The sequence below is a fragment of the Brachybacterium sp. AG952 genome, from assembly GCF_004362645.1.
Lineage (GTDB): Bacteria > Actinomycetota > Actinomycetes > Actinomycetales > Dermabacteraceae > Brachybacterium > Brachybacterium conglomeratum.
Map to the genome: position 1 here is coordinate 1 of NZ_SNXV01000003.1, position 16,496 is coordinate 16,496.

General features: G+C 74.3%; 11 protein-coding genes. 8 read left to right on the forward strand and 3 right to left on the reverse strand.

Features of this window, described 5'->3' with window-relative positions; genetic code table 11:
• Nucleotides 1–198: 198 nt before the first annotated feature.
• Complete coding sequence (locus tag DEU31_RS08245) at nucleotides 199–3,789, reverse strand: proline dehydrogenase family protein (RefSeq protein WP_133677039.1); 3,591 nt, start codon at nucleotides 3,787–3,789, stop codon at nucleotides 199–201.
• 283 nt (nucleotides 3,790–4,072) lie between these two features.
• Between DEU31_RS08245 and DEU31_RS08250 the strand changes: the two genes are divergently transcribed.
• Nucleotides 4,073–4,477 carry a hypothetical protein gene (locus DEU31_RS08250; protein ID WP_133676785.1) on the forward strand — a complete coding sequence of 135 codons (405 nt, stop codon included), beginning with the start codon at nucleotides 4,073–4,075 and terminating at the stop codon, nucleotides 4,475–4,477.
• Nucleotides 4,478–4,528: 51 nt separating this feature from the next.
• Here the strand turns inward: DEU31_RS08250 and DEU31_RS08255 are convergent, their stop codons facing one another.
• Nucleotides 4,529–5,146 carry a thymidine kinase gene (locus tag DEU31_RS08255; RefSeq protein WP_133676786.1) on the reverse strand — a complete coding sequence of 206 codons (618 nt, stop codon included), beginning with the start codon at nucleotides 5,144–5,146 and terminating at the stop codon, nucleotides 4,529–4,531.
• A 77-nt stretch (nucleotides 5,147–5,223) separates the two neighbouring features.
• Nucleotides 5,224–6,498, reverse strand: coding sequence for a GNAT family N-acetyltransferase (locus DEU31_RS08260; protein WP_133676787.1), 1,275 nt, complete (start codon nucleotides 6,496–6,498; stop codon nucleotides 5,224–5,226).
• A gap of 63 nt (nucleotides 6,499–6,561) precedes the next feature.
• Here DEU31_RS08260 and DEU31_RS08265 point away from each other — a divergent pair, with 63 nt between their 5' ends.
• From DEU31_RS08265 to DEU31_RS08295, 7 genes are all read left to right on the forward strand, one after another.
• Nucleotides 6,562–7,527, forward strand: a complete 966-nt coding sequence (locus tag DEU31_RS08265; protein ID WP_133676788.1) for a sugar phosphate isomerase/epimerase — start codon at nucleotides 6,562–6,564, stop codon at nucleotides 7,525–7,527.
• A 115-nt stretch (nucleotides 7,528–7,642) separates the two neighbouring features.
• Entirely contained in the window at nucleotides 7,643–8,674 is a 1,032-nt protein-coding gene (locus tag DEU31_RS08270) for a 3-oxoacyl-ACP synthase III (protein ID WP_010551714.1), read from the forward strand.
• Nucleotides 8,668–11,337: an alpha/beta fold hydrolase gene (locus tag DEU31_RS08275; RefSeq protein WP_133676789.1), complete on the forward strand. Its 2,670-nt coding sequence runs from the start codon at nucleotides 8,668–8,670 to the stop codon at nucleotides 11,335–11,337. Before DEU31_RS08270 ends, DEU31_RS08275 begins: the two co-directional genes overlap by 7 nt.
• Nucleotides 11,334–12,326 carry an NAD-dependent epimerase/dehydratase family protein gene (locus tag DEU31_RS08280; protein WP_133676790.1) on the forward strand — a complete coding sequence of 331 codons (993 nt, stop codon included), beginning with the start codon at nucleotides 11,334–11,336 and terminating at the stop codon, nucleotides 12,324–12,326. The genes DEU31_RS08275 and DEU31_RS08280 overlap by 4 nt, the downstream gene beginning before the upstream one ends.
• Nucleotides 12,327–12,363: 37 nt before the next feature.
• The gene (locus DEU31_RS08285) at nucleotides 12,364–13,077 is read left to right on the forward strand and encodes a vitamin K epoxide reductase family protein (RefSeq protein ID WP_166649443.1); all 714 of its coding nucleotides are present in this window, start codon (nucleotides 12,364–12,366) and stop codon (nucleotides 13,075–13,077) included.
• Between the two features lie 102 nt (nucleotides 13,078–13,179).
• Nucleotides 13,180–14,067 (forward strand): ComEA family DNA-binding protein, encoded by an 888-nt coding sequence (locus tag DEU31_RS08290; RefSeq protein ID WP_133676791.1) that lies wholly within the window; start codon nucleotides 13,180–13,182, stop codon nucleotides 14,065–14,067.
• 28 nt (nucleotides 14,068–14,095) lie between these two features.
• Nucleotides 14,096–16,462 carry a ComEC/Rec2 family competence protein gene (locus DEU31_RS08295; RefSeq protein ID WP_133676792.1) on the forward strand — a complete coding sequence of 789 codons (2,367 nt, stop codon included), beginning with the start codon at nucleotides 14,096–14,098 and terminating at the stop codon, nucleotides 16,460–16,462.
• Nucleotides 16,463–16,496: the final 34 nt, after the last annotated feature.

Below are 16,496 nucleotides of genomic sequence, written 5' to 3' on the forward strand. Positions count from 1 at the left end.
CGGCTATGACTGCCTCGATGACCTCCGCTCGAAACGACGCAGGCAACATCAGCAACTCCCTCCTCAGGAGTCGCACTCACCCGTTGAGGCGGCCTCAGTGATACCGATCGAAACCTGCCACTCGATGTGCCGGCGTCCGGGCGGCGGCCGGGCCGGCGGGGGCAGGCCGGCCGACGGGACGGGGCTGGGCCTGTGGGGTCAGCGGGGGCCGCGGGCCCAGCCCTTGCCGCCGGTGAGGTCCAGGGGGTGCGGCAGCGGGTTGCCGTAGCGGTGGTTCGTCGCGCTGATCGCCTGCTCCTGCAGGAAGGTCAGCAGCTCGACGCGACCCGAGGCGAGCACGGGACCGGTGAACAGGGCGACCTCCACGCGCTGGGCGTGCGCGGCCCGCAGTGCGTCGTCGACCTCGCCGATCACGCGCACGCGGCGCTGGGCGAGCCTGCCGAGACGGGCGGCGAAGGTCGCCGCGTCCTCATGGACGACCGTGACGGGCACCGACGTCGACGTGCCGGCGGCGGTGGCAGCGGGCTTCGCCCTGCGCGAGGAGGCGGTGCCGGAGTCCTCGGAGTCGGAGCCCCCGTCACCGGAGCCCTCGGCACCGGGGCCCCCGTCAGCGGGGGCCGTGGCGCCGGCGCCCGCGGCCTGCGCGGTCGGGAGCAGCGCCTCGTCGGCGACCGAGACCTCGACCTCGGCGCCGGCGATGCGGGCGGCGTGCAGCACCCGCTCGAGCTCCACCGGCGTCGTCCCGTCGGCCGCGCGCACCATGACCGGAAGCGGCAGGTGGCGCAGCAGGTTGATCTCGCCGTGGACCTCCTGCTCGTCGCGCGGGGCGAAGAACCCGTCGATCTCCTCGCGGTCGGAGGCGCGCGCCGCCTCGAGCCAGGCCTGCGGGTCCTCGGCGCGGGAGGGCACGGAGGCGGAGTCGGCGAGGTCCTGCAGGTGCAGCAGGTAGTGCGGGCCGCCCGCCTTCGCGGTCTGTCCGATCGCGGAGCGCTTCCAGCCGCCGAAGGGCTGTCGCTGCACGATCGCGCCGGTGATGCCCCGGTTGACGTAGAGGTTCCCGGCCTCGACGTGCTCGGTCCACCAGGCGATCTCGGAGGGCTCGAGGGAGTGCAGCCCCGCGGTGAGCCCGTAATCGGTGCCGTTCTGCATCCGCACGGCGTCCTCGAGGGTGTCGGCGTGCATGATGCCGAGGACCGGCCCGAAGTACTCGGTGCGGTGGAAGGCGGAGCCCTCGCGCACGCCGATCCGCACGCCCGGCGTCCACAGCCGTCCCTCCTCGTCGAGCCGGCGCGGCTCGGCGAGCCAGGTCTCGCCCTCCCCGAGCTCGGTGAGGCCCGCGGCGAGCTTATCGCCGGGCGGCTCGATGATCGGCCCCATCCGCACCGTCGGGTCGACGGGCTCGCCGACCTCGAGGGACAGCACCGCGTCGGCGAGCTGCGCGTTGAAGCGGCGGGAGCGGGAGACGGAGCCGACGGTGATCACGAGGCTCGCCGCGGAGCACTTCTGCCCGGCATGGCCGAAGGCCGACAGCGCCACGTCCCGGGCGGCGAGGTCGAGATCCGCCTGCGGGGTCACGACGATCGCGTTCTTGCCGCTGGTCTCGGCGAGGATCCGCAGATCGGGGCGCCAGGACGCGAACAGGGCGGCGGTGTCGTAGGCGCCGGTGAGGATCAGCTGGTCGAGCCGGGGATGGGCGATGAGGGAGCGACCCACCTCGTCCTCGGGCACGTCCACGAGCGTGAACACGCCCTCCGGCACCCCGGCCTCGAGGAAGAGACGTCCCAGCAGTGCGCCGCAGCGTCGCGCCTGCGGGGCCGGCTTCATGATCACGGCGCTGCCGGTCACCAGCGCGGCGAGGGCCCCGCCGGTCGGGATCGCGACGGGGAAGTTCCACGGCGGGGTGACCAGCGTCAGGGTGCGCGGGGTCAGCGCGAGGTCGCGGCGCGCGGCGAGGCGCTCGGCCTGCTCGGCGTAGAAGAGCGCGAAGTCGATCGCCTCGCTGACCTCGGGATCGCCCTGCTCGAAGGTCTTCCCGGTCTCGGAGGCCATCACCTCCAGCAGGTCGGCGCGGTGCGCGGCCAGGGTGCCGGCGACTCGGCGGAGCACCAGGGCACGCTTCTCGACCGGCATCGCGGCCCAGGCCGGCTGCGCCGCGAGCGCCGCCTGCACCGTGGTCTCGACCTCGTCCGTGGTGGTCAGACGCGCGGCACGGGACTCCTCGACGCCGAGCTCCGAGCCGCGGATGCGATGGGTGATGCCGGCTGCCCACTCCTGGTTCGCGGCTGTGGACAGATCGGTGTCCGGGGTGCCGTGGAAGGCGCCGGGCACCGCGGGCAGCGCGAGGCTGCCCAGCTCGAGCCGCGCTCCGGTCTCCGCCGCACGGTCCTGGACCCGGTGCGTGTCCGGGGCGTCCTCGCTCCGGGCGAGGTCGAGGGCACGGGTGAAACGGTCCTGCTCGCGGGCGAACAGCTCCTCGGAGGAGTCGAGGTCGAAGGCCGCGGAGAGGAAGTTCTCCGAGGAGGCGTTCTCCTCCAGACGACGCACCAGGTAGGAGACCGCCACGTCGAAGTGGCGGGGGTGGACGATCGGGACGTACAGGCGCATCGTCCCGGTCGCCTCCCGCACCACGGCCTGCTGCCCCGGGGCCATGCCCGCGAGCATCTCGAACTCGACGCCGTGCCCGGGACCGGTGGGGATCCCGCGCTCGGCCATGAGCAGGTGGGCGAAGGCGACGTCGAAGAGGTTGTGACCGGCGACGCCGAGGTGCACCGCCTCGAGCCGGCCCGGGTCCATCGCCTCGAGCAGCATCCGCTTGTACTGCGCGTCGGTCTCCAGCTTCGAGGGCAGCGGGGCCTGCGGCCAGCCGTGCACCGAGGCGTCGACCTTCTCCATCGCGAGGTTCGCCCCCTTGACCAGCCGCACCTTGACCGGCGCGCCGCCGTCCGCGACCCGGCGCTCGGCGAAGCGGCGCACCCGCGCCATCGCCCTCGGCGCATCGGGGAGATAGGCCTGCAGCACGATCCCGGCGTGGAGCTGGGCGAGCTCGGGACGGTCCAGGAGCGTCTCGAACACCTCCAGGGTCAGCTCGAGGTCCCGGTACTCCTCCATGTCGAGGTTCAGGAACGTGGGGGAGTCGGTGCGGGCGGCGTCGAGATAGATCGGCAGCAGCGTCTCGACCACGTGGTCGACGGTCTCGGCCGCGCCCCACAGCGGCAGGTGCTCCACGATCGAGGACACCTTGATCGAGACGTAGTCGACGTCGGGCCGGGAGACGATCTCGTGCACGCCCGCGAGGCGCCTCGCCGCCTCCTGCGCGCCGAGCACGGCCTCGCCGAGCAGGTTGATGTTCAGCGTCGTCCCGTCGGCCGTGAGCCGGGAGAGGGAGGCGGTCAGCGGCCCGGGGCGGGCGTCGAGGATCAGATGGGAGACCATCCTGCGCATGGCGGCGCGGGCGGTGGGCACCACGACCGAGGGCGCCAGGCGCGAGGCGGCGCCGCCGAGGCCGACGACGCGGCGCAGCGGGGCGGGGAGGAAGGCCGGCGGGTCCTGGGCGAGGCGACGCAGCTCGACCGCCGCGGCGCGGGGGTCCTCGGGGCGGATCACCCGGTCCACGAAGGCCAGGGTGAAGTCGAGCCCCTTCGGATCGCGCAGCAGGTCGGAGAGGAGTCCGGCGGCGGCCGGGACCTCGCGTCCGGCGGCGTCCTGCACCCAGGTGCGCACCTGGGCGGCGACGTCCTCGGCGGTGAGGGCGGTCGTGCGCAGGGCGTCGCGGTCGGAGGGCTGGGGCACGGGGGACAACGCGGGTCTTCTCCTCGATCACGGATCTCGCCGGACCCTCGGGGGCGACGGCGCGGGCACCATCGCCCGTCACCCCGATCGTAGGTCCTCGGCGGGCCCGCGGCGGGCCCGCGCGGCGCGCAGGCGTGGAGATCCTGTGACCGGATCGGGACGGTTCCGGGACGACTCCGCGCGGACCGTCCGGTCAGCATCCGCCTCCGAGCGCCCCGGCGACTGTGACACGATGCGGGAGCACACCGCACCACACACCACCCGGACGCCACTGGAGGCATCGATGAAGAAGTTCATTTTCCTGGCCGGTCTCGGCATCGGCTTCGTGATCGGGTCCCGTGCGGGCCGCGGCCCCTACGAGTCCCTCGAGCGCACTGCCCGCCAGGTCGCCGACGATCCCGAGGTCCAGCGCCGCGCGACGCAGGCCAAGGACACCGCGACCCGCGTCGCGCAGGACACCGCCGGGACCGTCAAGGACAAGGCCCCCGAGGTCGCCTCCGCCGCCCAGGGAGCGGTGGTCGGCGCGGCCGGCGCCGCGAAGGAGCGCCTCTCGAACAGCTCCGACGCGACCCTCGACGAGGACGCGGCGAAGGTCGCGGACGCCTCCGCCGACACGGACCTCGCAGCCGGCAGCGCGGCCGCCGGCGGCGACGCCGAGGTGGGCGAGGACAAGCCCCTCAGCTCCTGAGCGCGCCCCGGGTCCGACGGGACCGCCCCGACGCGCAGCGGCGCGCCGGCCTCACCCCAGCACGGTGATGCCGGCGCGCCGCTGCTCGTCCATGAAGCAGTTCCCGCACAGCGACATATAGGTGACGACGCCGTGGTCACCGTCGTCGATCGCGACCTGGTCGCCCTCGAACACGAACCGCTCGCCGATGCGCCGGCAGTTGAACTCGGCCTGCGCGCCGCAGCGGCACATCGTCGGCAGCTTCTCGACGTTGTCCGCGAGCTCGAACAGCCGCTGCGCCCCGGGGAAGGTCGTGGTGCGGAAGTCGGTGCGCAGCCCGTAGCAGATCACCGAGATCGCGTCCTGTTTCGCGATGCGGAAGAGCTGGTCGATCTGCAGTGGCTCGAGGAACTGGGACTCGTCCACGAGGACGCAGTGCAGCGGCCGCAGGCCCCGTTCGTCGGCGGCCCGGGAGACCCGCTCCCGCAGGTCCTCGCCCGGATGGGCGAGCACGTCCACGCGCCGGCTCGCCCCGCCGCGGGCCACCACCCGGTCCTCGCCCTTGGTGTCCAGGGCGGGCTTGACCGTCAGGGTCGCCAGCCCTCGTTCGTCGTAGTTGTAGGCGGTCTTGATCAGGGTGTCGGACTTCCCGGAGTTCATCGCTCCGTACTTGAAGTGCAGCTTGGCCATGGGTGGGGTGCTCCGGGGTCGCGGTGGGTCGGGGAAGGGGGCGCAGGGTCAGGCGCGGAGGGGCGGGATGCGCGGGCTCAGAACGCGTCGAGCACGCTCGGCCGGGGGCCGGCCAGCAGCGCGTCGAGCAGCGCCTCGGCGGGCGCGTCGGCCTCGGCGCGTAGTCCCGTCCGACGGGCGTCGGCGAGGGAGCGGCCGCCGGCGAGCAGCAGCGAGGCCGCGTGGACGTCGAGCAGGACCGCTCCCGCGGTCGCCTCGGGTGAATGGGCGGCCGATGGCCCGGCCGACGACTCCGCCGATGCCGCCCCGCGCTCCGGGACCGGGACGGCGCGGACGCGCCCGTCGGCCACGTGCACGTCGAAGAGTCCCGCGGCACGGCAGGTGCCTGCGGCGACCGTGTCGTCCGTGATCTCGAGCCGCAGCGCGCCGGAGAGCCCGGCCGGTGCCTGCCGCGCCTCGAGCAGGGCCGCGGTGTCGACCACCCTCATCATCACGATCGGCACCGGCCCGCCGGCGGGCCGGGCGCCGCCTCCGGGCAGCACGTCCAGCACGGGATCCTCCGTCCGCACGCGCAGCCGCACCGACTCGGTCACCGTCGACCAGGAGCCGATTACGCGCAGCAGGGCGCGGAGGTCCTCCCGGTCCCGCCCCAGCACCTCGTGGACCTCGAGACCGGGACCCTCGCCCCTGCGCCGGGTCCAGGAGGCGTAGCCGCGATCCAGGCCGTCCGCGCCGACGAGCAGCACGGCCTCCCAGCCGTGGCCAGGGAGCCCGTCCGGGAACAGCGGCCCCTGGCGACGCAGCATGGCGTTGTCCCCGGCCGTGAGCTCCTCGTACAGGGCGCGCACGCGCGGCATGCTCGCAGCGGTGACCGGGACGGTGCGCCGGCCGGGCACGGACCGCAGGCGCTGCAGGTCCACCAGCGGCACCTCGAGCGTCTCGACGCGCGCGACCACCTGATAGCCGTGGCGGCGGTAGATCTCGGGGTTCGAGGGATAGAGCATCGAGACCGGCAGGGACTCCTCGTCGCAGCGGGCGAGCACCGCAGCGAGCAGCTCGGCGAACAGCCCGTCGCCGCGATGCGCGGGATGGACCGCGAGCCCGGCGATGCCGCCGCAGCGCACCCGGCCGCCGCCGAGGGAGATCTCGTCGTGCCGGATCCGCGCGGCCGCGGCGAGCACCCCCTCGGCTCCGCCGGGCAGCGCCGCCGAGTCGATCCCGAGCGCGGTCTGACCGGGGGAGAGGGGCGCGGAGGCGGCGGGGTCATCGGGATCGACGGACCCGCCGAAGGCGCTGGAGGTGAGCAGCCTGTAGGCGAGGGCGTCCGTCGGGGTGAGTACTCGGACCGGCATGCGGACGAGTCTAGGGGCGCGCGACGGTGCATACTTGCCTCGCGAGACAGCCCAGGAGGTGCCGTGAGTCCACGCCGCGACAGCGAGTCGGAGAACCCGTCCACGAACGGGGGCCGCAAGCCGTTCACCCGCCCCAACAGCGCGCAGCGCGGGGCGCGCGAGGCGCTGTCCCGTCGTCTGTCCGCCGGGGATCCGCGCAGCGAGCAGTCGCCGCGCCGCCGCATCCCCGTGGGCCTGTCCACCTCCTCCGTGTTCCCCTCGGGGGTGGAGGAGGCGTTCCGCCTCGCCGCCGAGATCGGCTACGACGGCATGGAGGTGATGGTCTCCTATCCGCGCGACAGCCAGGACCCGGACCTGCTGGCGGAGTACTCCCGCCGCTACGGCCTGCCGATCCTCTCCCTCCACGCCCCGACGCTGTTCTTCCTGCAGGGGCTGTGGGGTCGTGACGCCTGGGTGAAGATCGAGCGCACGATCGAGATCGCGAAGGCGCTGGACGTCCCGACGATCGTCGCCCATCCGCCGTTCCGGTGGCAGGGCAAGTACGCGCGCGGCTTCGTCGAGGGCGTCGCCCGCCTCGAGGACGAGCACGGCATCGCGATCGCGGTCGAGAACATGTACCCCTGGCGGCTCGGGGTGCGCGAGGTGCTGAACTACCTCCCCGACCACGACCCGACCGACGAGGACTACGCCCATGTCACCGTCGACCTCTCCCACGCCGCGACCGCCGGGGACGACGCGCTGGAGATGATCGAGCGGCTCGGCGACAGGCTCACCCACCTCCACCTCGCCGACGGGTCCGGCAACACGACCAAGGACGAGCACCTGCCGCCCGGCGAGGGCAACCAGCCCTGTGCGGAGGTGCTGCGGCGCCTCGCCAACCGCGGCTGGGAAGGCTCGGTGCTGCTGGAGGTCACCACCAGCCGCGACCCCGTCGCGCGCGAGCGCACGCTGCGTCAGTCCCTCGCCTTCGCCCGCCACCACCTCGGTCACCACCTCGAGGACGGGGACGTGGGATCCGCCACCCCCTGAGGGACTCCCCAGGCTCCGGTGGGAGGATGGCAGAGGCATGTGCCGGGCTCCGCGCGGCCGCCATGCATCGACGACAAGCACACGAACTGATCGAACGACGAGGTAGCGCAGGCAGATGGGGAACGGCAACACAGGGATCGTCCACTCGAACACGAGCCTGCTGGCGGTCGAGGGGACTCTGCCGCAGGTGACGGTGACCTCGGACGAGATCGACGAGATGCTGGCCCCGGCCCGCAAGCGGCTGCGCCTGCCCAAGGGCGTGCTGCAGCGCGTCGCCGGCGTCTACGAGCGCAAGTGGTGGCGCGACCGCGAGAACGGCTGGAAGCAGGGCGTCGTGCTCGCCGCCGAGCGCGCGATGGCCAAGGCCGGGATCATGCGCGACCAGGTGGGCCTGCTGATCAACGCCTCCGTCTCCCGCCGTCACCTCGAGCCCGCGGTCTCCACGGGCATCCATCACTCGCTCGGCCTGCCGGCGGCCTGCATGAACTTCGACATCACCAACGCCTGCCTCGGCTTCGTCAACGCCATGACCATGGCCGCCGGCATGATCGACTCCGGCCAGGTGAAGTATGCGCTGATCGTCGGCGCGGAGGACGTCGAGGACGTCCAGCGCGGCACGATCGAGCGCCTGAACACCAAGGGCTCGACCCGCGCCGATTTCAACAACCAGTTCGCCTCGCTCACCCTCGGCTCCGGCGCCGCGGCCGCCGTGCTGGGCCCGGCCGACGAGCACCCCGAGGGTCACCGGCTGAAGGTCACCCAGGCGCGCTCGGGCACCGAGCACCACGAGCTGTGCGTGGCGAACATGGAGGACATGCGGACGGACTCCAACGGCCTGCTCGAGAACGGCATCAACCTGATCGTGGACACCTGGAAGGCCGCCAACGCCTCCGGGCTCGACTTCAAGGGCGTCGACTACGTCATCCCGCACCAGGTCTCGATGGTCTACACCCGCAACTTCTCGAAGATCACCGGGGTGGGGATGGAGCGCATCCCCGTCACCTTCCCGGACTGGGGGAACATCGCCGCGGAGGCGGTCCCGATGACCCTCGCGCACATCCAGGACGACATCGAACGCGGCCAGCGGGTGCTGCTGATGGGCGTCGGCTCCGGACTGAACACGGCGATGATGGAGGTCCAGTGGTGAAGAGCACCCCCGAGATCCCCGACGTGCCGGGCCTGGACCCGGTGCTGCACCGCACCGAGCAGGTCCGCGACCACACCGGCGAGCTGCGCCGGTGGCATCTGTTGGACTCCGGCCCCTGGCTCGCCGAGCGCGGCATCACCCCGCACGGCACCCTGCTGGCCGTCCACGGCAACCCCACCTGGTCCTTCCTGTTCCGCTCCCTGGTGCGCGAGGACATCCCCTGGCGGCTCATCGCCGTGGACCAGCTCGAGATGGGGTATTCCGAGCGCACCGGCGTGACCCGCCGCTACCAGGACCGCATCACCGACCTCTCCCTGCTGACCGACGCGCTGTCGCTGCACGGGCCGGTCGTCACCGTCGGCCACGACTGGGGCGGGCTGATCTCGACCGGCTGGGCGCTGGACAACCGCCACGACGTGGTCGGCATGATCCTCACCAACACCGGCGTGCACCAGCGGATCGAGGAGGCGCTGCCGAAGGCGCTGCAGCTCGCGACCACCCCCGGCTTCCGCACCGCCTCGACCTCGCTGACCGACGCCTTCCTGCGCACCACCCTGTCGCTGTCGAAGCCGTCGCTGCCCACGGAGATCCAGGACGCCTATCTCGCGCCCTACCGCTCCCGCTCGCGCCGCCGCGGCATCGACCAGTTCGTCGCCGACATCCCCGCCGCCGCGGACCACCCCTCCCGCGCCACCCTCGACCGTGTCGCCGAGGGGCTCACCCACCTCCAGGTCCCCACGCTCTTCGCCTGGGGCCCGCGCGACATCACCTTCTCGGACCGCTTCCTGCGCGATCTGATCCAGCGCGTCCCGCACGCGGACGTGCACCGCTTCGAGGGCGCCTCCCACCTGGTGTGGGAGGACGCGGACGTCGCCGGGCTCGTCGCCCAGTGGCTCGAGGCGACCTTCTCCGCCGCAGGCACGCCCCGCACCGAGGCCCCGGCCCGGCGCCCCGTCTCCTCCTACGCCGCCGAGCAGGTGCCCGCCGCCCCGATCGGCGAGCCGGTCGCGCGCCTGGCCGCGGACCCGGTGCACGCCCATCGGCCGGCCGTGGTCGAGCTAGGCGCCGAGGAGGACGGCGGCACGCGGGAGATCTCCTGGTCGCTGCTGCACCGCCGCGTCGAGGACATCGCCGCGGGCCTGCTCGGCCACGGGGTCCGCCCCGGCGACCGGGTCAGCCTGCTGATCACCCCCGGCGCCGACCTCACCGGCGTGCTCTACGCCTGCTTCCGGATCGGTGCGGTGGCCGTGGTCGCCGACGCGGGCCTCGGCACCCAGGGCCTGACCCGCGCCGTGATCGGCTCCCACATCGACTGGCTGATCGGCATCCCGAAGGCTCTCGTCGGCGCCCGCGCGATGGGCTGGCCCGGCCGACGGATCAGCGTCGAGCAGCTGCCCACCGTGGACCGCGCCGCCCTCGGCGTCGAGACGTCGATCGCGGAGCTCGCCCGCTCCGGCGCCCTCCAGCGCGAGCTCGGCGCCCCGCTGGACGTGGCCCACCCGGACCCCGACTCCGACGCGGCGGTGCTGTTCACCTCCGGCTCGACCGGCCCCGCCAAGGGCGCGGTCATGACGCATCGCCAGCTCAGCGCCATGTTCGCCGCCGTCGGCGACACCCTCGACCTCGCTCCCGAGCGGGGTCTGGTCGCCGGCTTCGCGACCTTCGCGCTGCTGGGCCCCGCCCTCGGCGCTCCGACGGTGGTGCCGGACATGGACATCACCCGTCCCGGAGAGCTCACCGCCCCGGCGCTGGCCGCCGCGATCGGCGCGCTCGGCCGCCCCGCCGTGTTCACCGCCCCCGCCGCGCTGCGGAACATCCTGGACACCGCGGGAGAGCTCGACGAGGCCGGTCGCGCCGCGATGGCCGGCGCCGCGAGCTTCTTCTCCGCCGGCGCCCCGATCCCCTCGCACCTGCTGCAGGGGCTGGCGGAGATCATGCCGGAGGCGAAGGCGCTGACCCCCTACGGCATGACCGAGTGCCTGGCCGTCGCCGCGATCGACCTCGAGGGCATCGAAGCGGCGGGCCCCGGCTCCGGCGTCTGCGTCGGCACCCCCGTCCCGCGCGTGCAGATCGCGGTCGCGGTGATGGACGAGGAGGGCCGCACGACCGGCGAGATCACCGAGGAGGCCGGCGTGACCGGCGAGATCCTCGTGCGCGCCCCGCACGTGCGCGACCGCTACCTCATGCTCTGGGGCACCACGCACACCTCCATGCGCTTCGAGGGCTGGCATGCCACCGGCGACGTCGGCCACCTCGACACGGCCGGACGGCTGTGGGTCGAGGGCCGTGCCGCGCACGTCCTGGCCACGGCCGACGGGCTGTTCACCCCCGTCCAGGTCGAGGAGGCCGCCGAGGCGGTGCCGACCGTGCGCCGTGCCGGCGCGGCCGTCGTCGGCCCCCGCGGCACCCAGCAGGTCGTCGTGATCCTCGAGACCGAGGACGGCCACCGGCCCGGGAAGGCGGCGCGCCCGAAGCCCGCCGCCCCCTCCCTCTCCGAGGCCGTGCGCCGTGCCGTGCGCGAGCGCGCCGGCGTCGAGGTCGTGGCCGTGTTCGAGACCCGGGCGCTGCCCACCGACATCCGCCACAACTCGAAGATCGACCGCGCGGCGCTGTCGCGCTGGTCCGAGCAGACCCTGCGGGGCGAGCGGGCGGAGGCTCTGTGAGCGCCCCGACCGTTCTGGTCACCGGCGCCTCGGGCATGCTCGGCGGCGCGGTCGCGACCGCCCTGCGCGACCGCGGCGCCACGGTCCGCGCCTTCCAGCGCCGTCCCGCCGGGATCGACGGCGTCGAGGACGTCTGCGGCTCCCTGACCGAGGCCGACGAGGTGCGCCGCGCCGTGCAGGGCGCGGACGCGGTCGTCCACCTCGCGGCGAAGGTGTCGATCTCCGGTCCCGAGAGCGAGTACCGGGCGATCAACATCGGCGGCACCGAGAACGTGCTCGACGCGCTGCGCGCGAACGGCGGCGGCACCCTCGTGAACGTCTCCACCCCGTCGGCCGCGCACCTGGGCCGCGCGATCGTGGGCCTGGACGCGACCCCCGCCGATCCGGAACGGGCCCGCGGCCCCTACGCCCGCACCAAGGCGGCCGCCGAGCTGCTCGCGATGGACGCCGACGGGGACGACGGGATCTCCGTGACCTCGATCCGCCCCCACATCGTGTGGGGGCCGGGGGACACCCAGCTCGTCGGGCGGATCGTCGACCGCGCCGCGAGCGGCCGCCTGCCGCTGCTGGACGAGGGCATGGCCCTGATCGACACCACCTACGTCACCAACGCCGCCGACGCGATCGTCGCCGCGCACGACCGGATCGCGGACGTGCACGGGCAGAGCTTCGTGATCTCCAACGGCGAGCCGCGGACCGTCCGCGACGTCTTCGCCGGCTGGTGCGAGGCCGCGGGCGTGCCCGCCCCGACCCTGCGCGTCCCCGGCAGCGTGGCCCGCCTCGCCGGGCGGCTCATCGAGCGGGTGTGGGAGAAGCGCCCGGGCCACGACGAGCCGCCGATGACCGAGTTCCTCGCCGAGCAGATGTCCACCGCGCACTGGTTCGACCAGCGCCGCACGCGCGAGATGCTGCAGTGGACGCCGCGTGTGAGCATGGACGAGGGCAACGCCCGCCTCGCGGAGTGGTTCCGCGAGCATCCCGTCGTCTGAATCCTCCAGCCCGTCACATCGCACGGAAGCCGAGCCCATGAGCGAGAAGAACACCGACACGTCCGCCATCGGGGCGGCCTCCACGCCGGAGCCTGCCCCTGCCGACGACGCCGCGCTGCGCGCCGAGATCGACGCCGAGCTCGCGGCCGAACGGGCCTCCCGCCCGCGGGCGAGCAGCCGCCTGGCCGGCCTGGTGCTGCTGCTGGGCGGGATCATCGGCTGGATCGCCTCCCTCGAGCTGCAGGTCGGCAAGGAGTTCCTGCTCGCGAACCCCGGGGCGAGCCTCGGCTGCGACGTGAACCCCTTCATCTCCTGCGGCAACGTGATGATGACCTGGCAGTCCTCGGCGCTGGGCATCCCGAACATGGCGATCGGACTCGCCGGATTCGCGATCATGGCCGCGGCCGGTGCGCTGATGGTCTCCGGCACGCAGCTGCCCACCTGGTTCCGCTGGGCGAGGCTCGGCGGGATGACGTTCGCCTTCGGCTACATCCACTTCCTCGCGATCTCCGCGATCTTCGTGATCCGTGCGCTGTGCCCCTGGTGCATGGTGATCTGGACCGTCACCGCGCCGATGTTCTTCGCGACCCTGGCCCGCACGATCGAGCACGGCGATCTGAAGCCGCCCGCCCCGCTCGCAGGACTGCTGCGCCGCTGGGTGCTGCTGACCGTGCTGTGGTATCTGCTGGTCGTCGTCGTGATCGCCGCCGCGTTCTGGCGGCAGTGGCTGGTCGTGCTCGGCCTCGACTGATCCCGGACCGGGGGACCTGACCGTTCCTCCACAGCGCCCCGCCGTCCCCAGGGCGGCAGCGGGCTCCAACGGCGCCTGCCTCGCGCGCCTAGGTTCGCGGGCATGGGAGCACCACCTGGGACCGAGGAGCGCGGCACTGCGGCGCGGCATCGCCGCACCGGGCAGCCGCTGATCCGCCGACGCGACCACGCCGCCGAGCGGCCGCGACGCCGCCTGCCCTTCCCCGCCCCGCCGGCCTCCGCGCTGATCGGCATCGCGGTGCTGGTGCTGATCGGCGCCGGGGTCATCCACCTCTCCGGCACCGGCTCGGCGATCCCGCAGGAGGAGCCTGCCGGAGTGACGGTCGCGGAGGGCGAGGCGGCCGGCCCGGAGGGCGGCGCCGACGGCGCGGGGTCGGACGGGGCCGAGGGCGCCGACGATGACGGCGACCTCGAGGGAGGCGACGGGACGACCGGGGGCGGAGCCGAGTCCTCGGGGGACCCCGCCGCCCCCGCCTCCTCCGCCCCGACCGAGCTCGTCGTCCACGTCTCCGGCGCCGTCACCTCTCCCGGCGTGGTCCGCCTCCCGCCCGGCGCCCGGGTCGACGACGCGCTGCACGCCGCCGGCGGCGCGACCGGTGAGGCGGAGCTCGCCGCCGTGAACCTCGCCCGCCCCGTCGTCGACGGCGAGCAGATCCACGTGCCCGTCCCCGGGGAGGAGCCGCCGGCCGTCGCCGCCCCGGCGCCCGCCGCGGACGCTCCGCCCGCGGGCGACGCCGGTGCCGGTGACGGGGCGGCGGGCGGTGGGGGAGCGGACGGCGGACTGATCGACCTGAACACCGCGAGCGTCGCCGAGCTCGACGAGCTGCCCGGCGTCGGCCCCGCGATCGCGCAGCGCATCGTGGACCACCGCGAGCAGAACGGGCGCTTCGAGAGCGTCGACCAGCTCGAGGAGGTCTCCGGGATCGGCCCTGCGACCCTCGAGAAGATGCGCGACAGGGCGACGGTGTGAGCACGCCTCCCCGGAGCGAGGAGCGGACATGACCCGCGCGGACCTGCGCCTGCTGCCCGGCGCGACCTGCGTCTGGGCGCTCGCGGTGCTCGGAGTGACCGCAGGCGGCGCCGCTGCGATCGCCGCCGGGGCCGTGCTGGTCTCCCTCGCCCTGACCGCCCTGACCCTGCTCGGGCCCGCACGCGGCGCGCGCACCATCCTCGCCCACCTCGCACTGGTGCTCCTGGCCGGACTGCTCCTGGTCCCTGCGCTCCACCGCCACGACGGCACCGCCGAGGTGCTCGGCGAGGCCGCCGCCGACGGGCTCGTCGTCGAGCTCACCGTGATCGCGGGAGGCGACCCCGCACCGCCGAGCGGCGGCCCGGAATGGTCCCGCACCGGTCTGCAGATGATGGCCCGCACCGAGCCGGGTCCGGCACGGATCGGACGGACGCAGGAGCAGCTCACCGCCGCCGTGCCCGTGCTCGTGCGCGCCGACGGCGAGGCTGCGGAGGGACTCGCCCGGATCCGCGACGGGGAGCCCGTCCATGCGCGGGGGCGGGTCTCGGGCGATGCCTCGCTGCTGGTCCTGCGCGCCACGGAGGTCGGTCCCGCGCAGGAGGCGTCGGGCGGTGTCGGGCCGGGCCAGGAGACCCGGCACCGCCTGCGGCAGATCGCCCGCGACGCCACCGCTCATCTCCCTCCGGACGAGGCCGCGCTCGTTCGCGGGATGACCACCGGGGACACCAGCGGCATGGGGGAGCAGACCGAGGAGATCATGCGCCGCGCCGGGATCTCGCATCTGGTGGCCGTCAGCGGAGCGAACATCGCCCTCGTCCTCGCCGCCGTGCTGGGCCCGCTGCTGCTCGCCGGTGTGCGCCGCCGTCCCCGCCTGCTGATCGCGGCCGGCGTGGTCGCGGGGTACGTGTGGCTGGTCGGCGACGAGCCGAGCGTGCAGCGCGCCGCGACCATGGCCGCACCACTGCTGGCCGCACGGTTCGCCGGCGTGCGCGCCTCCCCGGTCGCCGCGCTCGCCCTCACCGTCGCGCTGTGGTCCGTGCTCGACCCCGTCACCGCCGCCTCGATCGGCTTCCTACTCTCCGCCCTCGCGACCGCGGCGATCCTGCTCGCGGCACCGCCGCTCGCCCGCGCGCTCGAGCAGATGAGCGGCGGACGGCTCGGCCGGACGGCTGCGCTCGTGCTCGCCGTGCCGCTCGTCGCCCAGGCCGCCTGCACGCCTGTGCTGATCCTGCTGACCCCCGAGGTCTCCGTCTGGGCCGTGCCCGTGAACATGCTCGTCGGGCCGCTCGTCGGCCCCTCGACCGTGCTGGGCCTCGTCGCGCTGGTGCTCGGGGTGCTCTGGCCCGGCGGGGCCGCGGTGCTGTACGGGATCGCCGCAGGAGGGGCCCATCTGGTGCTCCTCATCGCCCGCACCGCCGACGACCTGCCCGGCTCCCGCATCGCCGTGCCCGACGGGACCACGGGCGTGCTCGGCGCGATCGCCGTGCTCCTCCTCGCGGGCCTCGCCGTCGCGGGGAGGCGCCGTCCCGCCGTCCGCTGGGCCACCGCAGTGGTTCTCGTCATCGCGCTCGCCCCCGGCATCGGGCGGATGCTGCCGGTGCGCAGCACCCCCGGCTGGAGCCTCGCCCTGTGCGCGGTCGGCCAGGGCGATGCGCTGCTGCTGCGCCCCGCCGGCGCGGCCCGGGACGGGCCGACGGTCCTGGTGGACACCGGCCCCGACCCGGCAGCGCTGAGCGCCTGCCTCGACCTGCTGCAGGTGCAGGATATCGACCTGCTGGTGCTCACCCACCCGCACGCCGACCACACCGGCGGGAGGGACGCCCTGACCGGGGCGCGCACCCCGGCGCAGCAATGGGTCTGCCCGCTGCCGGCCGCCGCGGCCGACATCGTCCCGGGAGTGCCCGTCGAGGTCGCGACCACCGGCACCGGCTGGGAGCAGGACGGACTCGCCCTGACGGTGCTGTGGCCCGACTCGGCCGAGGCCGCCGAACGGGCCAGCGCCGCCGAGCGGGGATCCGGGGAGGGGGACGCCGCGAACGACTGCTCGATCGCGCTCGAGGCGCGCTGGGCCGACGGGACGCGCCTGGTCACCCTCGGCGACCTCGAACCCGCCGCGCAGGAGCAGCTCGCCGCGACCGAGCCGGGCCCGGCGGACATAGTCAAGGTCGCCCACCACGGCTCCCGCTTCCAGCACGCTCCGCTCTACGAGCAGCTCGACCCCGACCTGGCGCTGGTCCCGGTGGGGCGGGAGAACACCTTCGGTCATCCCACCGACGAGCTGCTGGACCTCGTCCGCGGCACCGGTGCCCAGGTGCTGCGCACCGACGTCCACGGCACCGTCGTGCTCCCCACGGGCGAGGACGCCGCGCCGCGGAGCGTCGCGCCAGCGCGGTAGCGGCACCGGGGCGTCGGCCCGGACCGCTAGGATC

Bases quoted from the DNA above. Each gene is read 5' to 3' on its own strand.
- DEU31_RS08260 (WP_133676787.1), bottom strand. From the start codon at position 6,498: ATGCCGGTCCGAGTACTCACCCCGACGGACGCCCTCGCCTACAGGCTG.
- DEU31_RS08290 (WP_133676791.1), top strand. From the start codon at position 13,180: ATGGGAGCACCACCTGGGACCGAGGAGCGCGGCACTGCGGCGCGGCAT.
- DEU31_RS08255 (WP_133676786.1), bottom strand. From the start codon at position 5,146: ATGGCCAAGCTGCACTTCAAGTACGGAGCGATGAACTCCGGGAAGTCC.
- DEU31_RS08250 (WP_133676785.1), top strand. From the start codon at position 4,073: ATGAAGAAGTTCATTTTCCTGGCCGGTCTCGGCATCGGCTTCGTGATC.
- DEU31_RS08295 (WP_133676792.1), top strand. From the start codon at position 14,096: ATGACCCGCGCGGACCTGCGCCTGCTGCCCGGCGCGACCTGCGTCTGG.
- DEU31_RS08285 (WP_166649443.1), top strand. From the start codon at position 12,364: ATGAGCGAGAAGAACACCGACACGTCCGCCATCGGGGCGGCCTCCACG.
- DEU31_RS08270 (WP_010551714.1), top strand. From the start codon at position 7,643: ATGGGGAACGGCAACACAGGGATCGTCCACTCGAACACGAGCCTGCTG.